This is a genomic window from Porphyrobacter sp. MBR-49 (assembly GCF_053628655.1).
The window spans coordinates 290,424-314,683 of sequence record NZ_JBRJGU010000003.1; the positions used below are offsets into that span (position 1 = coordinate 290,424).

Here is a 24,260-nt window from a genome sequence, read left to right on the forward strand (position 1 = left end):
AATCGGGAGTTCTTGTGTGTGTCCGCGCCTCCGCGCGGACATCCTCGGCGCTACTACCGCCGCCGTGCGGCGGAGCGCCTGCGGCTCGCGCGCTTGCGCTCGCGGGCCTGAGGCCCGGCTCGGCTCATGGCTGGCTCCGGCACCGGGCCCTCAGGGCCCGCAAGGGCGACTGCCCGCCCGCAGGGGCCCGTAGCGCAGCGAAGGAGCAGCGCCGAGGACGAACCTGCGGAGGCGGGTTCGCAACAAAGGCTACCTGCAATCCTCGATCACCCGAGTTACTTCGGCCCAAGACGGCACGATCAGCGCGGGCAGGCCGGTCGCCTCTACCGCAAACCGCCCCTTGCTGAGCGCCATTGCATCGAGCAGCGCGTCATTTGCACTGAGCGCAAGGATCACCTCACCCCCGGCGGGCTGCATGGTAAGGGTGCGGGTGGTGGTTTCGGTGCGGATGGTGACTAGCGGGCGCGGCGATCCGCTTTCGGGCAGCGACAGGATGACGCCGCGCCGATCCGCCGGGCAGCGCAGCCGCATCATCGGGCGTTCACCCGGCCCCCAAAAGGTCGCCTCGCTACGTCCGCCTTGTGCGGTGTAGCGCCAGTCACCGGCTGAGGCCGGCGCATCCATCCAGTTGTCATAGGCTGGAGATTGAATTTCCGGCGGCGGTGCGACGGGAACAGGCGCAGGGCGCGCTACGGGTTCAGGCGCAGGGGCCGATGCAGGCGCGGTGCTGGCCGGAACGCAGGCGGTCAGCATCAGGGCGGAAACGAGAACGGGGACAGCAGCTTTCATCCGCTCACTTTGCGCGCTACAGCCCGCGCTTGTCCATGCCTGAAAACTCCACTCGTCCCGCAAAGCCGCAAAAGCGCCGCGTCGATCAACTGTTGGTTGATCGTGGGCTGGCGGAAAGCCGCGCGCGGGCGCAGGCGCTGGTGATGGCGGGGCTGGTGTTCGTGGGTGAGGCGAAGATTGACAAGCCGGGGCAGCAGATTGCCGAGGACGCGGCGCTCGACGTGCGCGGGCGCGATCATCCATGGGTCAGCCGCGGGGGGGTCAAGCTGGCCCACGCGCTCGAACATTTCGGCCTCGACCCGGCGGGCGCGACCGCGATGGATATTGGTTCCTCCACCGGCGGGTTTACCGATGTGCTGCTATCGCACGGCGCGGATCACGTCTTTGCGGTCGACAGCGGCACCAACCAGCTGGCGTGGCGGCTGCGCGAAGACCCGCGTGTGACTGTGCTCGAACAGACCAGCGCGCGAATCCTGACGCCGCAGCTGATCGACCGGCCCTGCGATTGGGTGGTATGCGATGCCAGCTTCATCAGCCTCGCCAAGGTGCTCGACGTGCCGCTGAAACTCGCCGCCACGCCATGCCAGCTGGTCGCGCTGATCAAGCCGCAGTTTGAGGTCGGGCGCGATGAAGTGGGCAAGGGCGGGGTGGTGCGCGACCCTGCTTTGCACGCGCGGGTTTGCGCAGAGGTTCGTGAATGGATCGAAGGGCTTGGCTGGGATATTTCAGGCATCGTGGAAAGCCCGATTACCGGCCCGCAAGGCAATGTCGAATTCCTGATCGCTGCCCGGCGGGGGTTTACCAAAGTTCGATGAGGCCCGCCTCATCGGGCTTTGGTATAAGCCCGTGCGGCACCTGAGCATTTCCAGCGCGTGATGCGTCAGCGTCTTAGCGCGCTGGAATAGTCCATTTGGCCGAATATTGATCCGAGCAAAGGTGCGCCACCCGGCCCGGTGCACCATTAAGGGGCGGGGCGGACGGGATAAGTTGGCGCGGCGCGCTGGCTCTGTTATCGCGCAGGAAACGGGTTGGCGGGCAGAATCGCTGCGCGCTCGCGGTACGAGGGGAATTCATGAACGTCCTTGCTTCCAAAGCACAATTGCGCGCCAGTTTTTTGCGCTGGGCGCTGTTTCTGGTGCCGCTGGTGCTGTTGATCGGCTTTGTCGCTGGCCGCGTGGCGGGGCCTGACACGGCGTGGTTTGCCGGGTTGGTGAAGCCCGCAATTTACCCCCCGCCAGCGGCTTTCGGTATCGTCTGGACAGCGCTGTTCATCATGATCGGGCTGGCTTTGGCGCTGGTGGCGAGCGCGTGGGGCGCGCGCGGGCGGGGCATCGCGCTGATCGCGTTCGCGGTGCAGTTCCTGGTGACGCAAAGCTGGACCACGGTGTTTTTCGGGATGCAGGACATGCAGTCCGCGCTCTATGTGATCGCAGGCTCGGTGGTTTTGCTGCTGATCGCGCTGGCGCTGATCTGGCGGGTGCGGCGCGGGGCCGTGTGGTTGCTGCTGCCCTATCTGGCGTGGCTGTGTTTTGCAGGTGTGCTCAATTATCAGTTCATCGCGGTGAATCCCGATGGCGGCGCACGCGGGGATGGCGGCGCGCAAACGCGGGTGCAATTCTAGGCGCCCACCCACTGGACAATACGCCGCCCAATCGCCAAATAACCTGTCATGCAAAGCCAGAACCCGATCATCGCCGACCTTGTCAAAATCGCCAACAGCGCCGCCGGGACGATGGCGGGCATGACCCGCGAGGCTCGCGATAGCGCGCGGGAACGGATGCGCGAAGCGTTTGGCGGGATCGATTTCGTCAGCCGCGAAGAATTCGACACGGTCAAGGCGATGGCGCAAAAGGCGCGTGAACAGGCCGATGCGCTTGAGGCGCGGCTGGCTGCGCTGGAAGCCAAATCCACCAGGAAATAACCGCCGGGTCGCAGGCATGAACCTGCGCGCACCCGCGATTCTGCTCGCCAGCCGCCCGCAGGGGGAGACGGGTGCGATTGCGCGCCTGCTGACCGCTGAGGCCGGGTTGGTCGCGGGTTATGTCGCGGGCGGGCGCGGGCGTCAGATGCGCGCGGTGATGGTGCCGGGCAACCGCGTCGCGCTTGACCTCATCACCCGCGCCGCCAGCCAATTGCCGTTTGCGCGGCTGGAACTCGAACATTCGCGCGCCGCCTTGATGACCGAGCCGCTGCCCGCCGCTGCAATCCAGTGGGTGTGCGGGCTGACCGCCGCCGCGCTGCCCGAACGCAATGCCTATCCGGGGCTGTATGATGCGCTCGACGCGCTGCTGGATGCGGTCGCCCATGCGCCCTCGGCGCGTGGGTGGGTGAGCGGGTTGATCGCCTATGAAACGCTGTTGCTGCGCGAATTGGGCTATGGCGGCGGGCCGCCTGACAATGGCGGCGATTGGTCGGCGCAGATGCAGGCGCTGGCCGCGATGGAAGGCCTGCTCGCGCACTACCTGCTTGCAGGGCGCAAAGGCGATGTTATGGCCGCGCGGAAATTGCTGACCGAACGGTTGGCGCGCATGGTGTAAAGGGATCAACCCAGTGAAAATCGCAGTTCTGCCCGGCGACGGGATCGGCCCTGAAGTGACGGCAGAGGCGGTCGCGGTGCTTGAAAGCCTTGCGCTGCCGGAGCTGACATTGTTCACAGGCGATGTCGGCGGGATCGCCTATAAGCGCCACGGCCACCCGCTGCCGCAAGAAACGCTCGACATGGTGCGCGCGGCGGATGCCATCCTGTTCGGCGCGGTGGGCGATCCCGATTGCGACGCGCTCGATCGGCACTTGCGGCCCGAACAGGCGATCCTGGGGTTGCGCAAGCACTTGGGCCTGTTCGCCAACCTGCGCCCGGCGCGGGTGTTTGCTGGGCTGGAGCATCTCTCCCCGCTGCGCGCCGATATTGCCGCCAGCCTCGATCTGCTGATCGTGCGCGAGCTGACCGGCGATGTCTATTTCGGCGCCAAGGGCCAGCGCATCAATGATGCGGGCGAGCGTGAAGGCTGGGACGCGATGTCCTATGCCGACAACGAAGTGCGCCGCATCGCCCATGTCGCGTTCCGCGCGGCGGCGGCGAGCGGGCATCCGCTCACCAGCGTGGATAAGGCCAATGTGCTGGAAACCAGCCAGTTGTGGCGCGATGTGGTGGTGGAGGTTGCGGCGGAATATCCGGGCGTGCCGCTCGATCACATGTATGTTGATAATGCCGCGATGCAGCTGGTTAGCCATCCGGATCGGTTCGGTGTGGTGCTGACGGGCAACCTGTTTGGTGATATTCTCTCCGATCTGGCGAGCGCGGCGGTCGGCTCCATCGGGCTGTTGCCGAGTGCATCGCTGGGGGAGCGGCAGACAGCGCATGGCACCTTTGGCCTGTATGAACCGATCCACGGCAGCGCGCCGGATATCGCCGGGCAGGGTAAGGCCAATCCGATGGCAACGATCCTGTCAGCCGCGATGATGCTGCGCCATTCGTTTGGGCGTGAGGCTGAGGCTGCGCGGATCGAGGCTGCCGTCTCAGCAGCATTGGCGGACGGGTTCCTCGGCGGTGATCTGGGCGGCAGCCACGGCACCGTCGCCATCGGGGAGGCGGTGCGCGCGCGCCTCTGACACCATGCCGCTTGACCTCGCGATCATCCTGCCGACCTTGAACGAGCGCGGCAATCTCGCCCCGCTGGTCGATCGGATCGCGGATGCGCTGGGCGCGCAGGGCTGGGAAGTCATCATCGTCGATGACGACAGCCGCGATGGCACGGCGGATGAGGCCCGTGCGCTGGCGCAGACCGACCCGCGCGTGCGGGTGATCCAGCGGATCGGGCGGCGCGGGTTGGCGAGCGCCGCGATTGAGGGATTTTGCGCCACCGCCGCGCCCTATGTGGCAGTGATGGACGCCGACCATCAGCACGACCCGGCGCTGCTGCCCGCGATGCTGGCGGCGTTGAAGGCGGGGGACGCGGATATCGCCGTCGCCAGCCGATTCGCCCCCGGAGCCAGCACAGCCGATTGGGCCGCGCCCGAACGCGAGCGCCTCTCCGCCTTCGCCAACCGCCTCGCGCGCAAACTCACCGGGGTTGAACTGACCGACCCGATGAGCGGTTATTTCATGCTGCAAACCGCCCGCGCGCGCGCATTGGTGCCGCGCCTGTCAGGCATCGGGTTCAAGATTCTGCTCGACCTGCTGGCCACCGCTGATACGCCGATGCGGGTGAAAGAGTTTCCGCTGCAATTCGCCGCGCGCCTTTCAGGGACAAGCAAGCTTGACCGTGCGGTGCTGCTCGATTTCCTCGCCGGGTTGTATGACAAAACTTTGGGGCAAGTGATCCCCACCCGCTTTGCGCTGTTTGGAACGGTCGGCGCGCTGGGCGTGGTGGTGCATTTCGCCGTGCTCTCCGCGTTGTTGTTTGTGATGGGCGAAGGCTTTGCACTGGCGCAAACGGGCGCGGTGCTGGTGGCGATGAGCTTCAACTTCTGGCTCAACAACTGGCTGACCTACCGGGACAAGCGGTTGAAGGGTTGGGGGCGGGTGCTGCGCGGCTGGCTGGGTTTCTGCGCCACCTGCGCCGTGGGTGCCTTCGCCAATGTCGCGGTGGCGACTTTTCTGGAAGCGCAGGGCGTGCTGTGGGCGCTCGCCGCACTGGCGGGGATATTGGTCGGGTCGGTGTGGAACTACGCCCTGTCGAGCCGCTTCGTGTGGGGTAGGTTTTGAGTAATTCTCGTCATTGCGAGGAGCGCAGCGACGAAGCAATCCAGAGCGTCGCGCTCAACGCTCTGGATTGCTTCGCCTGCGGCTCGCAATGACGAAGGTGGGGTTCATCATCTCCACCCCATCAACCACGCCCACTTGGCGAAACTCATCGCGCCTTCCAGCGGAGCCGCGCCAAGCACTTTGTAGAACAGCGCGAACAGCCCCGCCGATGCCGCCAGTGTCCCCCACGCCAGCCATTTGCCCCAACCGGCCCGGCGCAGGTCTGACAGCGCCAGTGCCAGCGCGCCGAGCAGGAAGAACCCCGGCACGAAATAGTGGTAATAGAACTGCACCGGCTTGGGCGCGATCAGCCACAGGCCGAGCGCGGCGGCATAGCCGATCACCACGCCCAGCCGCGCCCAATCGCCGCGCCACACGCCGATCACCAGACACCACGCCAACGCGGGCAGGCCGAGCAGCATGGTGAGCGGATTGCCGATTAACAGCACCCCGCGCTGCGCCCCGTCGACGACCTCGTAAAGATACCAGATCCCGCGCGTGTTCAGCACCCATTGCTGCCAATTGCTCTGATAGGTGTGCGGCGTAAGCACCTGTTGTTGCAAGCCGAGGATCTCGCGGTGCAACCCGATCAACCCGTGCTGCGCCAGCGGAGAAGGGCGCAAGGTATCGCCCAGCCAGTAGCCCGGCACAAATGTCAGCGCATAGATCACGAGCGGCACAATGCCGAGCCACACAAACGCCTCAACCAGCGTCATCCCCGGCACCGGCGCACCGCGACGTGAGAGGAACAGCCGCCGCCGCCCGGCTGAAATGCGCGCGGCGAAGAATACCAGCCCCGGAAGCATCGCCAGCGGCACCGCGTTCCATTTTGCCGCCATCGCGCAGCCCAGCGCAATTCCGGTCAGCGCCAGCCGCCAGCGGCCGGTTTCCGGCTGACGGATTGCCCCTGCAAACTGCCACGCCGCCACCGCCAGAAACGCCGCCATGAACACATCGAGCATGGCGATGCGTGACTGGATGAACAGGTGAAACCCGGTGGCGAGCAACACCCCGAACGCGATGCAAGCGAACCGGTCTTCGCTGGCGTGCCACAGCGCCCGCATCGATGCGAACAGCGCCAGCGTGCCGAAGGCAAGCGGCATGATCCGCCACCCCAGCGGGCTATCGCCAAACATAGCCATGCCCAGCGCAATCAGATGTTTGCCCAACATCGGGTGTTCGGGGTTGAGGTAATCGCCGAACCCGCCGTTGAACAGGCTCAGCAATTCGCGCGCGGCGGGGATGTAATGCACCTCGTCAAACACGGGGATTGACGGGACCGCCAACCGCCAGCCTGCCAGCATTGCAAAGGCGGCGGTGATCGCGGCAACCCACGCCAGCGGATCGCGCGGATGCGCCGGCGCGGCGGTGTCAGCAGAAAGGGACGCGCGCGCCTCGGCCATGGTTCTTGCGATTAAGCAGCGCCTTGGCCGAGGGCAAGGAGGATTATGCGGCGCGCGCAGCAGCTTGGCGTTCGAGCCAGAACAACCGCGCGCACATCGCGGCAAGGCCGATGCTGGCGGTGGCGACAATGAACAGCGTCCACAAAGGCACGTTCATCCCCGCAGCGCGCGCGCGCGGCACAATCAGGAACAGCGCGATGGTGAGCGAGATCAGCAGATCCCACCATACCTGCACACCCCACAGGTTGCTGGTGTGGTTGACCAGCGCTGGCATGACCCCCTCGGCCCAGATGGTGACGCCGGTATAGGCGGCAAATCCGCCGCATAACGCCGCCGCGATTGCCGGGCTGCCGATGGTTTGCCGCTTGGTGAGCACCCAGACGACCGCGATCAGCGCGGCGACAAGTCCGCCTGCAAACAGGGCGACATAAGGGGTGAAGGAAATATCCATGGTGGCGTCTCCGATAAATGTAGCACTTGCTACACAGGCTTGTAGCAAGGTGTAGCAACCGCTACAAGTGCCTTATGAACGAACCTGCCAAAAAGCCGCCAATGACCAGAGATAGCCTGTTACCGCTGCTCGCCGCGCATGTTCTCACGCATGGGCTGGGTCAGGCGAGCCTGCGCCCGCTGGCCCGTGCGGCGGGGACATCCGACCGGATGCTGCTCTATCACTTTGGCAGCAAGGAAGCGCTGATGGCCGATCTGCTCGGGCATATTGCGCAAGTCTATGCCGCCGCGCTTGATGCGGCGATGGGCAGCGCGCGCGCGGCCAGCCGCGGTGAGGTTGTCGCCCGCATTCTGGCGCAGGGGGATGCACCGGCCATGCAGCCGTTCCTGGCGCTGTGGTGGGAAATCGTCGCGGGCGCGGTGCGCGGGATAGCCAGTTACCGCACAGCCGCCCGCGCGATGATGGATGAACTGCTCGGCTGGCTGGAAACCCAGATGCCCGCCGACGATCCCGATCCCAAGGGCGGCGCACGCTATCTGCTGACGTTGATCGAAGGCACGCTGATGCTCGGCGCCATCGATCACGGTGACACTGCGCATGACGGCCTGCTTGCGAGCGGGCTTTTGCGGCCCTAAGCAGCGGCGCATGAAAAAGACCACCGGAATGGATCGCGCCGCAACCGCCAACTGGCGCCCCGCCACCAAGGCGCTGCGCGGCGGCACCTGGCGCAGCGAGCATGGCGAAACGAGTGAGGCGCTGTTCCTCACCTCTGGCTATACCTATGACGATGCGCAGACCGTGGCCGACAGGTTCGCGGGCGATGCGGCCGGCATGACCTATTCGCGCCTGCAAAACCCCACTGTGGCGATGCTGGAGGAACGAATTGCGCTGATGGAGGGGGCCGAGGCTTGCCGTACGCAGGCGAGCGGCATGGCGGCGATGACGGCGGCTTTGCTGTGTCAGCTTTCCGCAGGCGATCACGTGGTTTCCGCCCGGGCTGCGTTTGGAAGCTGCCGCTGGCTGGTCGATACTCTGCTGCCCAGGTTCGGGATCGAAACCACCGTCATCGACAGCGCCGATAATGCCGCGTGGGAGGCCGCGATCCGGCCCAACACCAAGGTGTTCTTCTTTGAAACGCCTGCCAATCCGACGCTCGATATCGTTGATCTCGCGCATGTCTGCGGGGTGGCGCGCGCGCATGGGATCACCAGCGTGGTGGACAACGCCTTTGCCTCGCCGGTGTTGCAGCGCCCGATGGAGTTCGGCGCGGACGTGGTGGCCTATTCCGCGACCAAGCTGATGGACGGGCAGGGGCGGGTGCTGGCGGGTGCGATTTGCGGATCGCAGCAATGGATTGACGATGTGCTGCTGCCGTTTCAGCGCAACACCGGGCCGACGCTGTCGGCGTTCAATGCATGGGTGGTAATGAAGGGGCTGGAGACGCTGCCCCTGCGCGCCTTCAAGCAATCCGAGCAGGCGGTGGCATTGGGCGAATTCCTTGAACCGCGCGTAACCAAGGCGGGCGGGCACCTGCTCCACCCCGGCCTGCCGAGTCATCCGCGCCGCGCCCTTGCCAAGGCGCAGATGGATGCGACCGGCCCGATCTTCGCGCTCGACGTCGGCACCCGCGCGCGCGCCTTTGCGGTGCTCGATGCGCTCGCGCTGATCGATATCTCCAACAATATCGGTGACGCGCGCAGCCTGATGTGCCACCCGGCATCATCCACCCACGCCGGCATGACCGAAGAAGCCCGCGCCGATATGGGCGTGACCGAAGGCCTGCTGCGGATCAATGTCGGCCTCGAAGACATCGCCGATCTGGTCGAAGACATGGATCAGGCGCTTAAAGCGGCGGGGATTTAGCTGCAAGTGGAGTTCTACAGATGCGCGCGCTTACAACTTTGGTGCTTTTACCGTTATTCGCTGCTCCGCTAGCCGCGCAGGAAAGCGAAGCGCTTGTAAAATACTTCAATAAGTATCCATTCGACGAGGTTGACGGTTCGACTTTTCTTCAGAGATCGGAAGTTGTCAGAGTCGTTCGGCGCTCGATTCCGCAGCAATTTTTGCAGGAAATGGTTCTGTCTGATGAGCATACGGCTGGCCCAATCGATGGTCTTGACGGTTATCTTCAGATGTCGGCCTGTGAACAGCACAATTGCGACGATCACCGCTGGGTTGTCGCGGTCAAGTATGATGGATCGAAGGGAGCAGTGTGCTACTTCAATAAAGATCTCTCCAATGGGTCCCGATGGTTCGTTGATGGCCGGAAGGTATTCGAAGGATCAGTATTTTCGACTTGTGAAACTGGTCGGATGCCTTCGCCGGTTCTGAAGGCTTTGGATGAGTATGTCAGACCATTTAATTTTTAAGATCTGCTAACGGAGCAACATCATGGCAATCCGCGTTGAACTCGTATTCGATTTCGTCAGCCCCAATGCCTATCTGGTGTGGTGGCCGCTGCGCGATCTGGTTAATCGTTATGAGGCTGAACTTGACGTGATCCCGGTGTTTCTGGCCGGAATGCACAAGTTGACCGGCAACGCGCCGCCGATGATCCGCGACAGCGAGGTTAAGGGCAAGAACGACTATGCGATGCTGGAAATGCAGCGCTTTATTGCCCGCCACGGGCTGGGCAAATACCGGTTGCACCCGCAATTCCCGTTCAATTCGATTCTCCTGCAACGGATGCTGACCGCAGCCGACGAAGACGGGCGCGGGGTGCAGTTTGCCGACACGCTGCTGCGACCGATCTGGGAGGACGGGCTGGATATCACCGATCCGCAGGCCATCGGCGCAGTGCTGAACGCGGCAGGTTTTGACGCCGCCGATCTGTTCGCCCGCGCGCAGACCGATGCAGTGAAACAACGCCTTGCCGCCAACACCGACGCCGTGGTTGCGCGCGGCGCTTTCGGCATTCCCACGATGTTCGTCGGGCCAAAGGGCGGCGAAAGCGAAATGTTCTTCGGCAAGGAACGCCTCGGCCAGATCGAGGAACTGTTGGCGGGCCAATAAGACACCCGAAGGAACGAGCCATGTATGCCCTGCTAATGATTGTCGCTCCGGTCATCGCCTCTGCGCTTGCCGGGCCGCCGATTGCCGAACCGCCTGCCGCCGCGGAGCCACCGGCGGATTCGCCCGACCAAGCGCAGGGGATACTGCTGCCGATCCAAGGCGCGTCGCTTTACAGTGTAGCCCCGCTGGTCGAGTACCCGTCAGCAGCGCTACGGTATGGTATTGAGGGGCGCTGCATGGTGGCGCTCACGCTCGACCAGGACGGCGTGCCGCAGGATATCCGGCCTGACTGCACACATCCCATTTTCCGCGAAGCAGCCCGCAAGGGCGTTGCGATGGCGCGGATCAAGATCGGATCGGGTATTGAAGCCGGTGGCCGGTTCCGGATCCCCATGTCATTCCACCTTTCCTGGGAATAGCTGCGGGCGGCGAACAATCTGGCCCACCCGGCTGCGGCACTTTCAGCGAAATAGAACGGATAGCAGCATACAGCGGGGATTAAGGATACTCAGCCTCTTGTGACGGATGCGCAAATCGCTACGTTGAGAGGCGTTATGAAAGAACTCTTCCAGCACGCAGCCACCACTGACGGAGTAACCGTCCGGGTTGCCGTCAACTATCTGCCCGAACAATCGCATCCAGAGGCGGGCAAGTGGTTCTGGGTCTATCACATCCGCATCGAAAACGCCTCGCACGAACCGATGCGCCTGCGCACCAGGCATTGGCGGATCACCGATGGGCGCGGGATGGTGAACCATGTCGATGGCGAAGGCGTGGTGGGTGAACAGCCGCTGCTTTCCCCCGGGCAGAGCCATGATTACGTATCGGGCTGCCCGCTGACGACGCCGTTCGGTTCGATGGAAGGGTTCTACACCTTTGAACGGCCCGATGGATCGCCAGCCGAAGTGCGGATCCCGTTCTTCCCGCTCGCCGCGCCCGAAACGGCTGAGGGACGCAGCACGCGTTGATCCTTGCGGTCAGCCGCGCCCGCGCCTAATTCCCCTCGCGTGAAACGCACCCATCTCCCCCTGAACGCCCTGCGCGTGTTCGATGCTGCGGCGCGCCACCTGTCGTTCACCCGCGCGGCGGATGAACTGGCGGTGACCCCGGCCGCCGTCGGCCAGCAGATCCGCGCCTTGGAAGATGTGCTCGGCGTGGTCTTGTTCCGCCGCACGCCCAAGGGACTGGAATTGACGCCGGAAGGCACCGCCGGGCTTGACCCCTTGCGCGAAGGGTTCCTCAGGTTCGAGGAAAGCGTCGACGTGATGCAGGCGGGTCAGGCGTCTGACCGCTATACCATCGCCACCCCGCGCGAATTCTTCGCCGAATGGCTCGCCCCCCGGCTGGCACGGTTTCAGGCGGATACGCCGGGCATCCAGTATATCCTCGCCGCCGATGAACACGCCGATTTTGCCGAGGCGAACCTTGATCTGGCGATCCGGCTGGCCGACGGGCCGGGTGAGCTGGAGGGTGTGCCGCTGGCCCCGGCGATGCGCGTCACCGTGGCCGCGCCGCAGCACCGCGCCAATGTCTCTGGGCCGTGGATCGACTGGCCCGGCGCGCCGCTGCCCGATGGAATCAACGCTTGCGTCAAGGCAGGTAGCCCCGGTCAGGCGCTGGCTTCGGCGCTTGCGGGGATGGGGCGCACCATTCTGCCACTGGCGCTGGCCGAAGGCGCGATTGCGCGCGGCGCGCTGGAAGTGATCGAGGGGCCGGAGCCGTCCCAGCGCGGCTACTGGCTACTCGCCCCGCGCCCGCAATGGCGCAGCCGCAAGGTGCGGGCGCTGGTGGAGTTTCTGGGGTCTTAATTTGCGCAGCGCATCCGCGAGTCGTTTGTGGGCGCCCTCAGGCGCCGGGCGGCGGACGTCCGTCCGCCTTGGCTTTCCTCGCATTCGCTCCGGCGGCCGGTCGGCCTTGCGGCGGCTGCGCGCCGTTTGGTTCTAGGTCGATGGCTCTGCCTTGCGCCGCCTCCTCTCCCTCTCCTCGCGCAGCACCTTTTCCTTGATGCTTTCATACAGCCAGTGGCCGGGGATAACATCGTGCGCCTCAACCCGCATGAAGCCGCGATATTGCAGCACCCAGGCGAGCATCGAATTGGCGCGCAGGTTGGAGAGCCCCTCGGCCAGCGCACGCTCGATCGCGCAATCCTCCAGCCGCAACACCCCCCAGCGCAGCGCCTCGTCCCACGCCTCGCAAAACCCCTGCGCGCCGGGCCGCTGGCGCAGCTTGTAAATCGCCTCAAGGCTTTTGCCGATATGGGCGGCGGCGGATTTGACGATCCCGGTCGCGGCGAGATGCGCGATAAAGGCGCGCTGGAGATCGGGGGTGATCGAATTGCGGCGCGGGCGGCTGTGCGGCACGGGTTCGAAATCGAGCAGCGGATCATCGTCCGGAATGTCGATATTGGTAAGCTCCCACGCAACATCAGAGGTCGCCTGCCGCGGGACGGCGCGCTTGTTGCGCTTGGTGGGGGGAGGGAAGGAAGCATCATGCATAGGCCAGCGGGTGGCACGGATTTTCCGAGTAGGAAAATGGGGAAAGCCACCACGCCGCGTATGGCACCAAACGGCGCGCAGCGCCGCAAGCGCGACCGCGCGCCGCGCCTTATGGCGCGTAGCCAAGCAGCGCGGATGCGCTGCGCCCGGCGCTTGAGGGCGTCAACAAACAACTCGCGGAGGGGAGGGGGTAGCGTCCGTCCCCCCTTTTTGTCGCCCCGGGCTTGACCCGGGGCCCCGCTTTTTGTGTTTCACGCGAAGACGCGAAGACGCGAAGACGCGAAGACGCGAAGACGCGAAGACGCAAAGGCGCGAAGATGGAAGCGCGAGGTGCGAAGCAGGGTTTCACGCAGAGAAGAAGGGGAGACGCAGAGGGGCCTTAACTCCCCTCCCGCTGGCGGGAGGGGTCGGGGGTGGGCGAGGGGCCACCGACCGTGCGAATGGCGATGAACCGGCGCGCAGCGCCGCAAGCGCGACTGCGCGCCGCGCCTTATGGCGCGTAAGCCAAGCGGGCCGGACGGCCCGCGCCCGGCGCTTGAGGGCGGAAACAATCAACGCGCGGAGCCACGAAGCCATTTTTTGGCCAATGAATCCTTGATAGATGGCAAACTAAGTAGCTAACATGAGATAATTATTGCGCTTAGGGGCAGTTTTTTCACAATTGTTGGATCGAGGAATTACGGAATGCGTGATTTGCCGGAAATGGTTAAACAAGGTGAGCGAGCACGCCTTTTTCCCGTGTTAGCCGACACAAGCCGCGAAGGCAGAATTGCCTCGATTTTGCTCGCGTTGCTTCCAAAAATCCCGGCTTTGGCAGAAGTGCTTTTCGGCTCCACTGGTCTTCGGATTGGCAAGAGATCGCAAATTGAATCTTACACTGAGATTGTTTTGAATGACGCGTCAGAAATAAAAAACAGACCCGATGGCTTGATTGTCATTCGGAATGGAAAAAATACATGGACGGCTTTGATTGAAGCAAAAATCGGAAAATTCGATCTTCAATATGACCAAGTGACACGTTACATAGAAGCCGCGAAAGCGAACGGTATTGATGCTGTAATTACGATATCAAATCAGTTTGTTGCACGCGCTGATGTTTCGCCATTAAATATACCTAAGTCATTACTAAAAAAGGTATCATTATTTCATTGGTCATGGACTTGGATTCAAACGCAATGTGATATTTTATCGCATCAGAACCGGGTTGAAGATGATGAGCAAGATTTTCTTATTAGGGAATTCAAGCGTTTGCTGAGCCACCCTACTACTGGGATCGAGCGGTTCACGCAGATGGGGCCAAGTTGGAAAGACGTTGCACAGGCGGTCTCAAATCAAGAGACTTTGAAGCGAACAAGCTTTGAAGTAGAGGAAACGATTAATGCTTGGTTCCAAGAATTAAAAGATATGAGTTTGTTGCTTTCAAGCCATATTGGTGAGTCTGTTTTTGTAAAGGTTGAGCGAAACCTGTTGAGTGATCCAACAGCAAGACTCAAGGATGGCTGCAAGACACTCGTAGAAGATCATAGACTTGTTGGTAGTTTTGTTGTGCCAGCTGCGGCGTCAGACATAGAGTTGTGCGCGGACTTAACGCGAAGATCAATTGTTTTCAGTATGAAGCTAAAAGCTCCGCAAGATCGAAAATCCACCAAAGCACGTGTAAATTGGCTTCTTCGTATGCTTAAGGATGATGACTCGCGACTTGCAATTCGGGCGCACTGGCCGGGAAGAAGGCCGCCGACGCAGAAAGACGTAGGATTACTTCGTCTTGATCCTGACGCTATCGACAATGATAAGTCGGATGCAGCACCGCATTCGTTTGAGGTTCTCTTGATCGAAGTGGACGCTAAGCGGTTCGTTGGTCGTCGAACTTTCATTGAGACGCTTGAGGCTTGCTCAAGAGATTTCTATGACCTCGTTGGGCAAAACTTGCGATCATGGCAGGCCACGCCGCCGAAACCCGTGCGCGCGACGTTCCCGACAAATGACGAGATTGACCAGTCGGACAACGAGGCGTCTAGCGCATCAAGTGATGCGGAAGCTTAATTCACTGAAAAACAGATTCATTATAGATCTGAGTTGCGGTATGGATCCCACTCTTCGCCAGCGCGACGAACGCGGGGGTTAGTGGCCCCGCGAGTCTCTTGTTTTCGCCCTCAAGCGCCGGGCGGCGGACGTCCGTCCGCCTTGGCTTTCCTCGCATTCGCTCGGGCGGCCGGTCGGCCTTGCGGCGCTGCGCCGCCGTTATTGTGCCATAGGTTAGTTTCGCTGCGCGCCGTTTGTTGGCAGGCTCGCTGTTGTGGTGCCGCCGCCCCTCCAACACCAACCCTTGACCCCCCGCCCAAACCCGCCTAAGGGCCCGCATCTTCCGGGGTCATACCCGGATCGAGCTGAACATTGCCGGTGCGTCTCTCCCAGAGGGGCAGCCGTCAAAGTAACCCGGTGGCCGAAGGGCCGGATTTGCGGGTGGAGCGTTTCGGTCTCTTCGTCATCCCAGCGAAAGCTGGGATCTCCCGCCGCCAGCTGAGTGCTTGCGGCCCTAGGCCCCAGCTTTCGCTGGGGTGACGAATCAGGGCTTATTCTTCTCCTCCTTCAACTTCCGGCGCCCGTGTCACCCTCGTATCGATCCCTTCAGGGAAAGTGGGAACCGGTTTCCCGCCCGGAAGGGTCGACAAAAAGGTGAAGTGAGAACTTAATGCCGACAATCAACCAGCTGGTCCGCAAGGGCCGCGTTCCGCAGAAGGCCAAGTCCAAGGTCCCTGCGATGGAGCAGAACCCGCAGAAGCGCGGCGTTTGCACCCGTGTTTACACGACGACCCCGAAAAAGCCGAACTCGGCGCTGCGCAAGGTTGCCAAGGTGCGCCTGACCAACCAGCGCGAAGTGATCAGCTACATCCCCGGTGAAGGCCACAACCTGCAGGAACACAGCGTCGTACTGATCCGCGGCGGGCGTGTGCGCGATCTTCCCGGTGTGCGTTACCACGTCCTGCGCGGCGTGCTCGATACGCAGGGTGTTAAGGATCGCAAACAGAGCCGTTCCAAGTATGGGGCGAAGCGTCCGAAGTAATGGCCCTTCCGTCGTCCCGGGCTTGACCCGGGATCCCGCTGCCTTGGTTGCTCAAATGGGCACCGGAAAAGGAGCGGGGCCCCGGATCAAGTCCGGGGAGACGAATTAGAGATTTTGGAGACAAGCAAATGTCACGTCGTCGTCGTCCCGAAAAGCGGGTCATTCTGCCCGATCCCCAGTATGGTGATCAGATACTGTCGAAGTTCATGAACAACCTCATGCTCGACGGGAAAAAGGCTGTTGCTGAAAAGATCGTCTATGGCGCGCTCGCCACGGTGGAGGAAAAGTCCAAGGCCGATCCGATCCAGCTGTTCCATGATGCGCTCAACAATGTGAAGCCGCAGGTCGAAGTGCGCAGCCGCCGCGTTGGCGGGGCGACCTATCAGGTGCCGGTCGAAGTGCGGAGCGAACGCGCTCAGGCGCTGGCGATCCGCTGGCTGATCACTGCGGCGCGCGGCCGTCCGGAAACCACGATGGCAGCGCGGCTGTCGGGTGAGTTGATGGATGCCGCCAACAACCGTGGCAATGCTGTGAAAAAGCGCGAAGACGCGCACCGCATGGCTGACGCCAACCGCGCCTTCTCGCATTACCGCTGGTAAGCGCGCGGGGCAGGGGAAACGCCTGACCGCCTCCTTGTGAAAAAGGGGCGGTCGGTCTTTCCGCTGTCACAAAAGCAACTATATGGAGCGCGCGCGAGGCCTTGGTGGCCTGCTCCGCTCCAGCCAACCTGAGGAACGCATCATGGCACGCAGCCATCCGCTCGAACGCTACCGCAATATCGGCATTATGGCGCATATTGACGCCGGCAAGACCACCACCACTGAACGGATTCTGTTCTACACCGGCAAGTCCTACAAGATCGGCGAAGTGCACGATGGCGCGGCGACGATGGACTGGATGGAGCAGGAGCAAGAACGCGGTATCACCATCACCTCGGCCGCGACGACCTGTTTCTGGCAGGCCGAAGACGGCAAGGGCCCCGAACACCGCATCAACATTATCGACACCCCCGGACACGTTGACTTCACAATCGAAGTCGAACGCTCCCTGCGCGTGCTCGATGGCGCGGTCGCCTGTTTTGACGGCGTGGCCGGGGTTGAGCCCCAGTCCGAAACCGTATGGCGTCAGGCTGACAAATACGGCGTCCCCCGGATGTGCTTCATCAATAAGTTGGATCGCACCGGCGCCAACTTCAAATATTGCGTCCAGTCGATCATCGACCGTCTCGGCGCGCGTCCGGCGGTGCTTTATCTTCCGATCGGCATCGAAGCCGACCTCAAGGGTCTGGTTGATCTCGTCAACAACCGCGCGATCATCTGGAAGGACGAAGCGCTGGGCGCCGAATTCTTCTATGAAGAGATCCCCGCCGACATGGCTGACGAAGCCGCTGTCTATCGCAGCGAGTTGATCGAGCTTGCGGTTGAGCAGGACGATGACGCGATGGAGGCCTATCTCGAAGGCAACGAGCCTGATGTGGCGACGCTGAAGGCGTTGATCCGCAAGGGCACGCTCAACCAGTCTTTCGTGCCGGTTTGCTGCGGTTCTGCATTCAAGAACAAGGGCGTTCAGCCATTGCTCGATGCGGTGGTCGATTACCTGCCGTCGCCGCTCGACATCCCTGATGTTCAGGGCCTCAAGATGGACAGCAACGAGCCTGACAGCCGCCCCGCGACCGACGAAGCGCCGTTCAGCGCGCTCGCGTTCAAGGTGATGAACGATCCGTTCGTCGGCAGCCTGACCTTCATCCGCATCTATTCGGGTGTGCTGGGCAAGGGCACCTACCTGAACTCGGTCAAGGATAAGAAGGAAAAAGTCGGGCGCATGCTGGAAATGCACGCGAACGAACGCAAGGACGTGGATGAAGCCTTTGCCGGTGACATCATTGCGCTTGCGGGCATGAAGGAAACCACCACCGGCGACACGCTGTGCGCGGAAAAGGCACCGATCGTTCTCGAACGGATGGAATTCCCTGAACCGGTGATCGAATTGTCGGTGGAACCCAAGACCAAGGCTGACCAGGAAAAGATGGGCATCGCGCTCAACCGCCTGTCGGCTGAAGATCCGTCTTTCCGCGTGTCGACTGACCACGAAAGCGGCCAGACGATCATCAAGGGCATGGGCGAGTTGCACCTCGACATTCTGGTTGATCGCATGAAGCGCGAATTCAAGGTCGAGGCCAATGTCGGCGCCCCTCAGGTGGCCTACCGCGAATACCTCGCCCGCGAAGTCGAGGTGGATTACACCCACAAGAAGCAGTCGGGTGGCTCAGGCCAGTTCGGCCGCGTCAAGGTGACGGTAATCCCCGGTGAGCGTGGTCAGGGCGTGATCTTTGAAGACGTGATCAAGGGCGGGAACATCCCGCGCGAATATATCCCGGCGATTGAAAAGGGTTTCCGCGAACAGGCTGCCAGCGGGCACCTGGTCGGCTTCCCGATCATCGATTTCAGCATCAAGCTGACCGATGGTGCGTACCACGACGTCGACTCGAGCGCGATTGCGTTCGAAATCGCCGCGCGCGGTGCGATGCGTGAAGTCGCGCAGAAGGCCGGGATCAAGCTGCTCGAGCCGATCATGAAGGTCGAAGTGGTGACTCCGGATGATTATCTGGGCGACGTCATCGGCGATCTTAACAGTCGGCGCGGTCAGATTCAGGGCACCGACACGCGCGGCAATGCCCAGGCGGTCGAGGCGTTTGTCCCGCTCGCCAATATGTTCGGCTACGTCAACGAATTGCGCTCGTTCACGCAAGGGCGCGCGAATTACACCATGCAGTTCTCGCACTATGACGAGGTTCCCGCCAACGTCGCAGCCGAGGTCAAGGAGAAACTTGCCTAACCCGGCCTGACGGTTTAGGGGCGGCGCCTGATTCAGCGGGCACCGCCGTTCTCGCGCGAACACACGATTTCATTCAAGAAGGTACACCAGAGAAATGGCCAAGGAAAAATTCCAGCGGAACAAGCCGCACTGCAACATCGGCACCATCGGTCACGTTGACCATGGCAAGACCACGCTGACAGCAGCGATCACCAAGGTGATGGCCGAAGTCTATGGCGGCGCTGCCGTCGATTTCGCCAACATCGACAAGGCTCCCGAAGAGCGTGAGCGCGGGATCACCATCTCGACCGCACACGTCGAATATGAATCGGCTGCGCGTCACTATGCGCACGTCGATTGCCCGGGTCACGCCGACTACGTGAAGAACATGATCACCGGTGCCGCCCAGATGGACGGCGCTATCCTGGTGGTGAACGCAGCTGACGGCCCGATGCCCCAGACCCGTGAGCACATCCTGCTCGCCCGTCAGGTCGGCGTGCCGGCGCTGGTCGTGTACATGAACAAGGTCGATCAGGTCGATGACGAGGAAATCCTCGAACTCGTCGAACTCGAAGTGCGCGAACTGCTGTCGTCGTATGATTTTGACGGTGATAACATTCCGATCATCAAGGGTTCGGCTCTCGCCGCTCTCGAAGGCCGTGATGACGCCATCGGCAAGGATTCGATCATCGCTCTGATCGAAGCCGTCGACGCGCACATCCCGCAGCCTGACCGTCCGATCGACAAGCCGTTCCTGATGCCGATCGAAGACGTGTTCTCGATCTCGGGTCGCGGCACCGTGGTGACCGGCCGTATCGAAACCGGCATTGTGAATGTGGGCGACGAAGTCGAAATCGTCGGCATCAAGGACACCCGCAAGACCACCGTCACCGGCGTGGAAATGTTCCGCAAGCTGCTTGATCGCGGTGAAGCTGGCGACAACGTCGGCGCCCTGATCCGCGGCGTTGCCCGTGAAGACGTTGAGCGCGGCCAGGTGCTGTGCAAGCCCGGTTCGGTCAGCCCGCACACCGAGTTCAGCGCCGAAGTCTACGTGCTGTCGAAGGACGAAGGTGGCCGTCACACGCCGTTCTTCGCCAACTACCGCCCGCAGTTCTACTTCCGCACCACCGACGTGACCGGCGAAGTGATCCTTCCCGAAGGCACCGAAATGGTGATGCCGGGCGACAACGTGACCATCGGCGTCAAGTTGATCGCACCGATCGCCATGGACGAAGGCCTGCGCTTCGCAATCCGCGAAGGCGGCCGCACCGTGGGTTCGGGCGTCGTTGCCAAGATCACCAAGTAAGCTTTTGCTCCGCTAAGGGGCGAAGGTGAACGACATTGAGGCCCGGCTCTCGCATGAGAGCCGGGCCTTGTTGTATGGGGCCGCGTGGTTTTTGGTGTCGGGCGGGATGCATTTCCTTGCCGCGCAATTTCCTTACACTTGGCTCTTGCCAGAATCCTACACGCTCCGTATAGGCGCGGCTCCCGACGCAGATTCGTCTGTGTTGGAACGACATTCAATGAGGCCGCCCGCTCTCGGGAAACCGGAAAATGAGCGAGGCTGGCCTTTGTTTTTTGGGAAATGCCGGGCAACCGGAGGATCCTTGGCTCTTTCGCATCGGTAGTTGGACATGGAAGCTCAGAATATCCGTATTCGCCTCAAGGCGTTCGATCACCGCGTTCTCGACCAGGCCACTGGAGAGATCGCAGATACGGCCCGCCGCACTGGCGCTCTTATTCGTGGCCCCATTCCGCTGCCGACGCGTATCGAGAAGTTCACCGTGAACCGCGGCCCGCACGTCGACAAAAAGTCGCGCGAGCAGTTCGAGGTGCGCACCTACAAGCGGCTGCTCGATATCGTGCAGCCCAACGCCCAGACCGTCGACGCGCTGATGAAGCTCGATCTGGCAGCTGGCGTGAATGTTGAGATCAAGCTGGCGTAAGCCAGCCGAAATGCCCCCGCTTCGGCAGGGGCCTCTATCGTTCAGGCGAACTGCCTGATCTGACGATAGGGTGGATACCGCCGGATAATTATCCGGGCCGCGTCCCCCGTCTCGCTCCAGCGGCCATCCGGCCTGCCAGAGCACTCAGCCCGGACGGGGCGATGCAAGACAATTCGGGCTGAACGGGGTTGCGGCGGTTTATCGCCGTGGCCCGCCAAGCACCTGCGGATGGTCTGCGGGTGCCTCTGTTGAGGAGAAACTGACGATGCGCACCGGCGTTATCGCAAAGAAAGTCGGGATGACCCGCCTCTTCCAGGAGGACGGACGGCACGTGCCTGTGACCGTTCTCGCGCTGGAAGATTGCCAGGTAGTGTCGCACCGCACAGCTGAACGCGATGGTTATTTCGCAGTCCAGCTCGGCGCGGGCGAAGCCAAGCAAAAGAACGTTGCCAAGCCGCAGCGTGAACATTTCGCCAAGGCCGATGTCGGCCTGAAAAAGCGCGTCGCTGAATTCCGCGTCGAAAACGCCGATGGCCTCGTGCCGGTCGGTTCGACCATCAGCGCCGAACATTTCATTGCCGGCCAGATGGTCGACATTACCGGCCACACGCAGGGCAAGGGCTTTGCAGGGGCCATGAAGCGTTGGGGTTTCGGCGGTATGCGCGCCACCCACGGCGTTTCGATCTCGCACCGTGCGCATGGTTCGACCGGTCAGCGTCAGGATCCTGGTAAGGTGTTTAAGGGCAAGAAGATGGCCGGCCACATGGGCGACCGTCAGCGCACCCAGCAGAACCTCGAAATCGTCCGCACCGACGCGGAGCGCGGCCTTCTGTTCGTCAAGGGATCGGTTCCCGGCGCTAAGAATGGCTGGCTGCTGGTTCGTGACGCGGTGAAGCTGCCGCTTCCCGAAGGCGTGCCGTTCCCCGGCGCTGTCCTGTCGAAGCACGCACCTGTCGCGGAAGAGACCCCCTCGGTTGCCGAAACGGCTGCTGAAGACGTGGTCGCGGTTGAAGCTGTCGAAACCGACGCTCCGGCCACCGACGAAAATAAGGAAGGCTGAGCCATGAAAATTAAGGTTCAGAACATCGACGGCAAGGCGCTCAAGGGCGCTGGCGCTGATATCGAGCTTTCGGATGACGTGTTCGGCATCGAGCCGCGCGCCGATATCCTGCACCGGGTCGTGACCTGGCAGCTCGAAAACCGCCGCGGCACCGCCCGCCCGACGCGTGAGCGTTCGGACGTGGCCCGCACCGGCAAGAAGTTCGGCAAGCAGAAGGGCGGCGGCACCGCCCGTCACGGCGACCGCGCAGCCCCGATCTTCATCGGCGGCGGCAAGGCCCACGGCGCGCGCAAGCGTGAGTTTGAGCAATCGCTCAACAAGAAAATCCGTGCGCTCGGCCTCAAGATGGCGCTGTCATCGAAGGCCAAGGACGGGCTCGTCGTGGTTGACACGCTCGCACTCGCCGAAGCCAAGACCAAGGTGCTCAAGAGCCACCTCGCCAATGCCGGTTTTTCGGGCAAGGTGCTGGTGATCGACGGCGAGCAGGTCGATGCGGGCTTCCGCAAGGCTGCTGGCAACCTGCCGGGCATCAACGTGATGCCGGCGATGGGCGCCAATGTTTACGACATCCTCAACCATGACACGCTGGTGCTAACCAAGGCTGCTGTCGAAAAGCTGGAGGCGCGCTTCGCCCTTCCGGGAGGGGCTAACTAATGGCTAAGAAGCAGACCGTTGATGCGCGTCACTATGACGTGATCCTCAGCCCTCACATCACCGAAAAGGCAACCCTGGCGTCGGAAAACTACGCCGTGGTGTTCAAGGTTGCGGGCAGCGCGACCAAGCCGCAGATCAAGGAAGCCATCGAAGCGATCTACGACAAGAAGGTCGTCGCGGTGAACACCCTGATCATGAAGGGCAAGACCAAGCGCTGGAAGGGCAAGCCCTACACGCGCTCCGACGTGAAGAAGGCCATCGTCACCCTCGCTGAGGGTGAGATGATCGACATCACCAGCGGTATCTGAGGCCAAGGGACAGGAAACGAACAATGGCACTCAAGAATTACAAGCCGACCAGTCCCGCCCGGCGCGGTCTGATCCTGGTTGACAAGTCGGCCCTGTGGAAGGGCAAGCCGGTCAAGGCGCTTACCGAAGGCAAGCACAAGACCGGTGGCCGCAACAACAAGGGTCACGTCACATCGCGCGGGATCGCTGGCGGTCACAAGCAGAAGTACCGCTTCATCGACTTCAAGCGTCGCAAGTGGGATATGCCTGCGACTGTTGAACGTCTGGAATATGACCCCAATCGCACCGCCTTCATCGCACTGGTGAAGTACGAAGACGGCGAACAGGCCTACATCATCGCCCCGCAGCGTCTGGCTGTTGGCGATTCGGTGGTGGCTGGTGAAAAGGTCGATACCAAGCCGGGCAATGCGATGCTGCTGGGTCAGATGCCGGTCGGCACGATCTGCCACAATGTCGAAATGAAGCCGGGCAAGGGCGGTCAGATCGCCCGTTCGGCCGGCACCTATGTGCAGGTTGTTGGCCGTGATCGGACGATGGTGATTGTGCGCCTCAATTCGGGCGAACAGCGTTACCTGCGCGCCGATTGCATGGGCACTGTTGGTGCGGTGTCGAACCCCGACAACGGCAACCAGAACTTTGCCAAGGCTGGCCGCAAGCGTTGGATGGGCGTTCGCCCGCTGACCCGCGGCGTTGCCAAGAACCCGGTCGATCACCCGCACGGCGGCGGTGAAGGCCGCACTTCGGGTGGCCGCCATCCGGTTACCCCATGGGGCAAGCCGACCAAGGGTGCCCGCACACGCCATAACAAGCAGACGGACAAGATGATCATCCGTTCGCGTCACGCGAAGAAGAAGAGGTAAGAGACGATGGCACGTTCCGTCTGGAAAGGCCCGTTTGTCGAGCTGAGCCTGCTTAAGAAGGCAGAAGGCGCGCAGGAAGCGAGCAACACCAAGCCGATCAAGACTTGGTCGCGTCGCTCGACGATTCTGCCGCAGTTCGTCGGGCTCACCTTCAATGTCTATAACGGGCGCAAGTTCATTCCCGTTTCGGTTTCGGAAGAAATGGTCGGCCACAAGCTCGGTGAATTTGCGCCCACGCGCACCTTCCCCGGCCACGCTGCCGACAAGAAGGGCAAACGCTAATGGGCAAGGCAAAAGCACCCCGCCGCGTGGGCGATAACGAGGCACTGGCCGTCGGCACCACGATCCGTGGTTCGGCGCAGAAGCTCAACCTTGTTGCTGCGCTGATCCGCGGCAAGAAGGCAGAAGAGGCGTTGAATATCCTCGCCTTTTCGAAGCGGGCAATGGCGCGCGATGCGACCAAGGTGCTCGCTTCGGCGATCGCCAATGCTGAAAACAACCACAACCTCGACGTTGATGCGTTGATCGTGGCGGAAGCTTCGGTCGGCAAGTCGGTGACGATGAAGCGGTTCCACACCCGCGGCCGTGGCAAGTCGACCCGGATCCTCAAGCCGTTCAGCCGGCTGCGGATCGTCGTTCGCGAAGCAGAAGAGGCGTAAG

29 protein-coding genes are annotated in these 24,260 nt (G+C 62.2%); 25 read left to right on the forward strand and 4 right to left on the reverse strand.

Annotated features, from left to right (window positions below; translation table 11 throughout):
- Nucleotides 1-249: 249 nt before the first annotated feature.
- Nucleotides 250-789 (reverse strand): hypothetical protein, encoded by a 540-nt coding sequence (locus ACSSV3_RS05900; RefSeq protein ID WP_354322905.1) that lies wholly within the window; start codon nucleotides 787-789, stop codon nucleotides 250-252.
- Nucleotides 790-824: 35 nt separating this feature from the next.
- Here ACSSV3_RS05900 and ACSSV3_RS05905 point away from each other — a divergent pair, with 35 nt between their 5' ends.
- From ACSSV3_RS05905 to ACSSV3_RS05930, 6 genes are all read left to right on the forward strand, one after another.
- A complete protein-coding gene (locus ACSSV3_RS05905) occupies nucleotides 825-1,604 on the forward strand; it encodes a TlyA family RNA methyltransferase (protein ID WP_354322907.1) in 780 nt (259 codons plus the stop codon).
- Nucleotides 1,605-1,861: 257 nt separating this feature from the next.
- The gene (locus ACSSV3_RS05910) at nucleotides 1,862-2,410 is read left to right on the forward strand and encodes a TspO/MBR family protein (RefSeq protein WP_354322909.1); all 549 of its coding nucleotides are present in this window, start codon (nucleotides 1,862-1,864) and stop codon (nucleotides 2,408-2,410) included.
- Nucleotides 2,411-2,458: 48 nt separating this feature from the next.
- Nucleotides 2,459-2,710, forward strand: coding sequence for an accessory factor UbiK family protein (locus tag ACSSV3_RS05915; protein ID WP_354322911.1), 252 nt, complete (start codon nucleotides 2,459-2,461; stop codon nucleotides 2,708-2,710).
- 16 nt (nucleotides 2,711-2,726) lie between these two features.
- The gene (recO, locus tag ACSSV3_RS05920; RefSeq protein ID WP_354322912.1) at nucleotides 2,727-3,326 is read left to right on the forward strand and encodes a DNA repair protein RecO; all 600 of its coding nucleotides are present in this window, start codon (nucleotides 2,727-2,729) and stop codon (nucleotides 3,324-3,326) included.
- 13 nt (nucleotides 3,327-3,339) lie between these two features.
- On the forward strand, nucleotides 3,340-4,398 hold the full coding sequence (gene leuB / locus ACSSV3_RS05925) for a 3-isopropylmalate dehydrogenase (RefSeq protein WP_354322914.1): 1,059 nt from the start codon (nucleotides 3,340-3,342) through the stop codon (nucleotides 4,396-4,398).
- A gap of 4 nt (nucleotides 4,399-4,402) precedes the next feature.
- Nucleotides 4,403-5,494: a glycosyltransferase family 2 protein gene (locus tag ACSSV3_RS05930; protein WP_354322915.1), complete on the forward strand. Its 1,092-nt coding sequence runs from the start codon at nucleotides 4,403-4,405 to the stop codon at nucleotides 5,492-5,494.
- A 107-nt stretch (nucleotides 5,495-5,601) separates the two neighbouring features.
- On the opposite strand, the gene ACSSV3_RS05935 is transcribed toward ACSSV3_RS05930, so the two are convergent.
- The gene (locus ACSSV3_RS05935; protein ID WP_354322917.1) at nucleotides 5,602-6,936 is read right to left on the reverse strand and encodes a phospholipid carrier-dependent glycosyltransferase; all 1,335 of its coding nucleotides are present in this window, start codon (nucleotides 6,934-6,936) and stop codon (nucleotides 5,602-5,604) included.
- A gap of 43 nt (nucleotides 6,937-6,979) precedes the next feature.
- A complete protein-coding gene (locus ACSSV3_RS05940; RefSeq protein ID WP_354322919.1) occupies nucleotides 6,980-7,387 on the reverse strand; it encodes a hypothetical protein in 408 nt (135 codons plus the stop codon).
- A 101-nt stretch (nucleotides 7,388-7,488) separates the two neighbouring features.
- On the opposite strand from ACSSV3_RS05940, the gene ACSSV3_RS05945 reads away from it, so the two are divergent.
- The 7 genes from ACSSV3_RS05945 to ACSSV3_RS05975 all read left to right on the forward strand — a co-directional run bounded on the left by ACSSV3_RS05945 (nucleotide 7,489) and on the right by ACSSV3_RS05975 (nucleotide 12,207).
- Complete coding sequence (locus ACSSV3_RS05945; RefSeq protein ID WP_354322921.1) at nucleotides 7,489-8,022, forward strand: TetR/AcrR family transcriptional regulator; 534 nt, start codon at nucleotides 7,489-7,491, stop codon at nucleotides 8,020-8,022.
- Nucleotides 8,023-8,032: 10 nt separating this feature from the next.
- Nucleotides 8,033-9,250, forward strand: coding sequence for a trans-sulfuration enzyme family protein (locus tag ACSSV3_RS05950; protein ID WP_354322922.1), 1,218 nt, complete (start codon nucleotides 8,033-8,035; stop codon nucleotides 9,248-9,250).
- Nucleotides 9,251-9,270: 20 nt separating this feature from the next.
- Nucleotides 9,271-9,756, forward strand: coding sequence for a hypothetical protein (locus tag ACSSV3_RS05955; RefSeq protein ID WP_354322924.1), 486 nt, complete (start codon nucleotides 9,271-9,273; stop codon nucleotides 9,754-9,756).
- A gap of 22 nt (nucleotides 9,757-9,778) precedes the next feature.
- Nucleotides 9,779-10,399, forward strand: coding sequence for a 2-hydroxychromene-2-carboxylate isomerase (locus tag ACSSV3_RS05960; protein WP_354322925.1), 621 nt, complete (start codon nucleotides 9,779-9,781; stop codon nucleotides 10,397-10,399).
- Between the two features lie 20 nt (nucleotides 10,400-10,419).
- Nucleotides 10,420-10,818 carry an energy transducer TonB gene (locus ACSSV3_RS05965; protein ID WP_354322926.1) on the forward strand — a complete coding sequence of 133 codons (399 nt, stop codon included), beginning with the start codon at nucleotides 10,420-10,422 and terminating at the stop codon, nucleotides 10,816-10,818.
- A 135-nt stretch (nucleotides 10,819-10,953) separates the two neighbouring features.
- Nucleotides 10,954-11,367: a Co2+/Mg2+ efflux protein ApaG gene (gene apaG, locus ACSSV3_RS05970; RefSeq protein WP_354322928.1), complete on the forward strand. Its 414-nt coding sequence runs from the start codon at nucleotides 10,954-10,956 to the stop codon at nucleotides 11,365-11,367.
- 39 nt (nucleotides 11,368-11,406) lie between these two features.
- A complete protein-coding gene (locus tag ACSSV3_RS05975; protein ID WP_354322930.1) occupies nucleotides 11,407-12,207 on the forward strand; it encodes a LysR family transcriptional regulator in 801 nt (266 codons plus the stop codon).
- A gap of 132 nt (nucleotides 12,208-12,339) precedes the next feature.
- Here the strand turns inward: ACSSV3_RS05975 and ACSSV3_RS05980 are convergent, their stop codons facing one another.
- Complete coding sequence (locus tag ACSSV3_RS05980; RefSeq protein ID WP_354322931.1) at nucleotides 12,340-12,894, reverse strand: hypothetical protein; 555 nt, start codon at nucleotides 12,892-12,894, stop codon at nucleotides 12,340-12,342.
- A gap of 684 nt (nucleotides 12,895-13,578) precedes the next feature.
- On the opposite strand from ACSSV3_RS05980, the gene ACSSV3_RS05985 reads away from it, so the two are divergent.
- The 12 genes from ACSSV3_RS05985 to rplV all read left to right on the forward strand — a co-directional run bounded on the left by ACSSV3_RS05985 (nucleotide 13,579) and on the right by rplV (nucleotide 24,259).
- Nucleotides 13,579-14,937, forward strand: a complete 1,359-nt coding sequence (locus ACSSV3_RS05985; RefSeq protein WP_354322932.1) for a hypothetical protein — start codon at nucleotides 13,579-13,581, stop codon at nucleotides 14,935-14,937.
- A 649-nt stretch (nucleotides 14,938-15,586) separates the two neighbouring features.
- Nucleotides 15,587-15,958 (forward strand): 30S ribosomal protein S12, encoded by a 372-nt coding sequence (gene rpsL / locus ACSSV3_RS05990; protein ID WP_006831873.1) that lies wholly within the window; start codon nucleotides 15,587-15,589, stop codon nucleotides 15,956-15,958.
- Between the two features lie 128 nt (nucleotides 15,959-16,086).
- On the forward strand, nucleotides 16,087-16,557 hold the full coding sequence (gene rpsG, locus ACSSV3_RS05995; protein ID WP_354322934.1) for a 30S ribosomal protein S7: 471 nt from the start codon (nucleotides 16,087-16,089) through the stop codon (nucleotides 16,555-16,557).
- A gap of 142 nt (nucleotides 16,558-16,699) precedes the next feature.
- Nucleotides 16,700-18,793, forward strand: a complete 2,094-nt coding sequence (gene fusA, locus ACSSV3_RS06000) for an elongation factor G (protein WP_354322936.1) — start codon at nucleotides 16,700-16,702, stop codon at nucleotides 18,791-18,793.
- A gap of 94 nt (nucleotides 18,794-18,887) precedes the next feature.
- Nucleotides 18,888-20,078: an elongation factor Tu gene (tuf, locus tag ACSSV3_RS06005; RefSeq protein WP_354322937.1), complete on the forward strand. Its 1,191-nt coding sequence runs from the start codon at nucleotides 18,888-18,890 to the stop codon at nucleotides 20,076-20,078.
- A 328-nt stretch (nucleotides 20,079-20,406) separates the two neighbouring features.
- Complete coding sequence (gene rpsJ, locus ACSSV3_RS06010; RefSeq protein ID WP_017665146.1) at nucleotides 20,407-20,718, forward strand: 30S ribosomal protein S10; 312 nt, start codon at nucleotides 20,407-20,409, stop codon at nucleotides 20,716-20,718.
- Between the two features lie 265 nt (nucleotides 20,719-20,983).
- Nucleotides 20,984-21,778 carry a 50S ribosomal protein L3 gene (gene rplC, locus ACSSV3_RS06015; protein WP_354322939.1) on the forward strand — a complete coding sequence of 265 codons (795 nt, stop codon included), beginning with the start codon at nucleotides 20,984-20,986 and terminating at the stop codon, nucleotides 21,776-21,778.
- A 3-nt stretch (nucleotides 21,779-21,781) separates the two neighbouring features.
- On the forward strand, nucleotides 21,782-22,432 hold the full coding sequence (rplD, locus tag ACSSV3_RS06020; RefSeq protein ID WP_354322941.1) for a 50S ribosomal protein L4: 651 nt from the start codon (nucleotides 21,782-21,784) through the stop codon (nucleotides 22,430-22,432).
- The gene (locus ACSSV3_RS06025) at nucleotides 22,432-22,740 is read left to right on the forward strand and encodes a 50S ribosomal protein L23 (RefSeq protein ID WP_354322942.1); all 309 of its coding nucleotides are present in this window, start codon (nucleotides 22,432-22,434) and stop codon (nucleotides 22,738-22,740) included. The genes rplD and ACSSV3_RS06025 overlap by 1 nt, the downstream gene beginning before the upstream one ends.
- A 23-nt stretch (nucleotides 22,741-22,763) precedes the next feature.
- Entirely contained in the window at nucleotides 22,764-23,600 is an 837-nt protein-coding gene (gene rplB / locus ACSSV3_RS06030; RefSeq protein WP_354322944.1) for a 50S ribosomal protein L2, read from the forward strand.
- A 6-nt stretch (nucleotides 23,601-23,606) separates the two neighbouring features.
- Nucleotides 23,607-23,882: a 30S ribosomal protein S19 gene (gene rpsS, locus ACSSV3_RS06035; RefSeq protein ID WP_354322946.1), complete on the forward strand. Its 276-nt coding sequence runs from the start codon at nucleotides 23,607-23,609 to the stop codon at nucleotides 23,880-23,882.
- Nucleotides 23,882-24,259: a 50S ribosomal protein L22 gene (gene rplV, locus ACSSV3_RS06040; RefSeq protein WP_354322948.1), complete on the forward strand. Its 378-nt coding sequence runs from the start codon at nucleotides 23,882-23,884 to the stop codon at nucleotides 24,257-24,259. Before rpsS ends, rplV begins: the two co-directional genes overlap by 1 nt.
- Nucleotide 24,260: the final 1 nt, after the last annotated feature.

What these genes read in the sequence shown, in the direction of transcription:
- ACSSV3_RS05900 (WP_354322905.1), bottom strand. Translation starts at nt 789, where the DNA reads ATGAAAGCTGCTGTCCCCGTTCTCGTTTCCGCCCTGATGCTGACCGCC.
- ACSSV3_RS05905 (WP_354322907.1), top strand. Translation starts at nt 825, where the DNA reads ATGCCTGAAAACTCCACTCGTCCCGCAAAGCCGCAAAAGCGCCGCGTC.
- ACSSV3_RS05910 (WP_354322909.1), top strand. Translation starts at nt 1,862, where the DNA reads ATGAACGTCCTTGCTTCCAAAGCACAATTGCGCGCCAGTTTTTTGCGC.
- ACSSV3_RS05915 (WP_354322911.1), top strand. Translation starts at nt 2,459, where the DNA reads ATGCAAAGCCAGAACCCGATCATCGCCGACCTTGTCAAAATCGCCAAC.
- recO (WP_354322912.1), top strand. Translation starts at nt 2,727, where the DNA reads ATGAACCTGCGCGCACCCGCGATTCTGCTCGCCAGCCGCCCGCAGGGG.
- ACSSV3_RS05930 (WP_354322915.1), top strand. Translation starts at nt 4,403, where the DNA reads ATGCCGCTTGACCTCGCGATCATCCTGCCGACCTTGAACGAGCGCGGC.
- ACSSV3_RS05935 (WP_354322917.1), bottom strand. Translation starts at nt 6,936, where the DNA reads ATGGCCGAGGCGCGCGCGTCCCTTTCTGCTGACACCGCCGCGCCGGCG.
- ACSSV3_RS05940 (WP_354322919.1), bottom strand. Translation starts at nt 7,387, where the DNA reads ATGGATATTTCCTTCACCCCTTATGTCGCCCTGTTTGCAGGCGGACTT.
- ACSSV3_RS05945 (WP_354322921.1), top strand. Translation starts at nt 7,489, where the DNA reads ATGACCAGAGATAGCCTGTTACCGCTGCTCGCCGCGCATGTTCTCACG.
- ACSSV3_RS05950 (WP_354322922.1), top strand. Translation starts at nt 8,033, where the DNA reads ATGAAAAAGACCACCGGAATGGATCGCGCCGCAACCGCCAACTGGCGC.
- ACSSV3_RS05955 (WP_354322924.1), top strand. Translation starts at nt 9,271, where the DNA reads ATGCGCGCGCTTACAACTTTGGTGCTTTTACCGTTATTCGCTGCTCCG.
- ACSSV3_RS05960 (WP_354322925.1), top strand. Translation starts at nt 9,779, where the DNA reads ATGGCAATCCGCGTTGAACTCGTATTCGATTTCGTCAGCCCCAATGCC.
- ACSSV3_RS05965 (WP_354322926.1), top strand. Translation starts at nt 10,420, where the DNA reads ATGTATGCCCTGCTAATGATTGTCGCTCCGGTCATCGCCTCTGCGCTT.
- apaG (WP_354322928.1), top strand. Translation starts at nt 10,954, where the DNA reads ATGAAAGAACTCTTCCAGCACGCAGCCACCACTGACGGAGTAACCGTC.
- ACSSV3_RS05980 (WP_354322931.1), bottom strand. Translation starts at nt 12,894, where the DNA reads ATGCATGATGCTTCCTTCCCTCCCCCCACCAAGCGCAACAAGCGCGCC.
- ACSSV3_RS05985 (WP_354322932.1), top strand. Translation starts at nt 13,579, where the DNA reads ATGCGTGATTTGCCGGAAATGGTTAAACAAGGTGAGCGAGCACGCCTT.
- rpsL (WP_006831873.1), top strand. Translation starts at nt 15,587, where the DNA reads ATGCCGACAATCAACCAGCTGGTCCGCAAGGGCCGCGTTCCGCAGAAG.
- rpsG (WP_354322934.1), top strand. Translation starts at nt 16,087, where the DNA reads ATGTCACGTCGTCGTCGTCCCGAAAAGCGGGTCATTCTGCCCGATCCC.
- fusA (WP_354322936.1), top strand. Translation starts at nt 16,700, where the DNA reads ATGGCACGCAGCCATCCGCTCGAACGCTACCGCAATATCGGCATTATG.
- tuf (WP_354322937.1), top strand. Translation starts at nt 18,888, where the DNA reads ATGGCCAAGGAAAAATTCCAGCGGAACAAGCCGCACTGCAACATCGGC.
- rpsJ (WP_017665146.1), top strand. Translation starts at nt 20,407, where the DNA reads ATGGAAGCTCAGAATATCCGTATTCGCCTCAAGGCGTTCGATCACCGC.
- rplC (WP_354322939.1), top strand. Translation starts at nt 20,984, where the DNA reads ATGCGCACCGGCGTTATCGCAAAGAAAGTCGGGATGACCCGCCTCTTC.
- rplD (WP_354322941.1), top strand. Translation starts at nt 21,782, where the DNA reads ATGAAAATTAAGGTTCAGAACATCGACGGCAAGGCGCTCAAGGGCGCT.
- ACSSV3_RS06025 (WP_354322942.1), top strand. Translation starts at nt 22,432, where the DNA reads ATGGCTAAGAAGCAGACCGTTGATGCGCGTCACTATGACGTGATCCTC.
- rplB (WP_354322944.1), top strand. Translation starts at nt 22,764, where the DNA reads ATGGCACTCAAGAATTACAAGCCGACCAGTCCCGCCCGGCGCGGTCTG.
- rpsS (WP_354322946.1), top strand. Translation starts at nt 23,607, where the DNA reads ATGGCACGTTCCGTCTGGAAAGGCCCGTTTGTCGAGCTGAGCCTGCTT.
- rplV (WP_354322948.1), top strand. Translation starts at nt 23,882, where the DNA reads ATGGGCAAGGCAAAAGCACCCCGCCGCGTGGGCGATAACGAGGCACTG.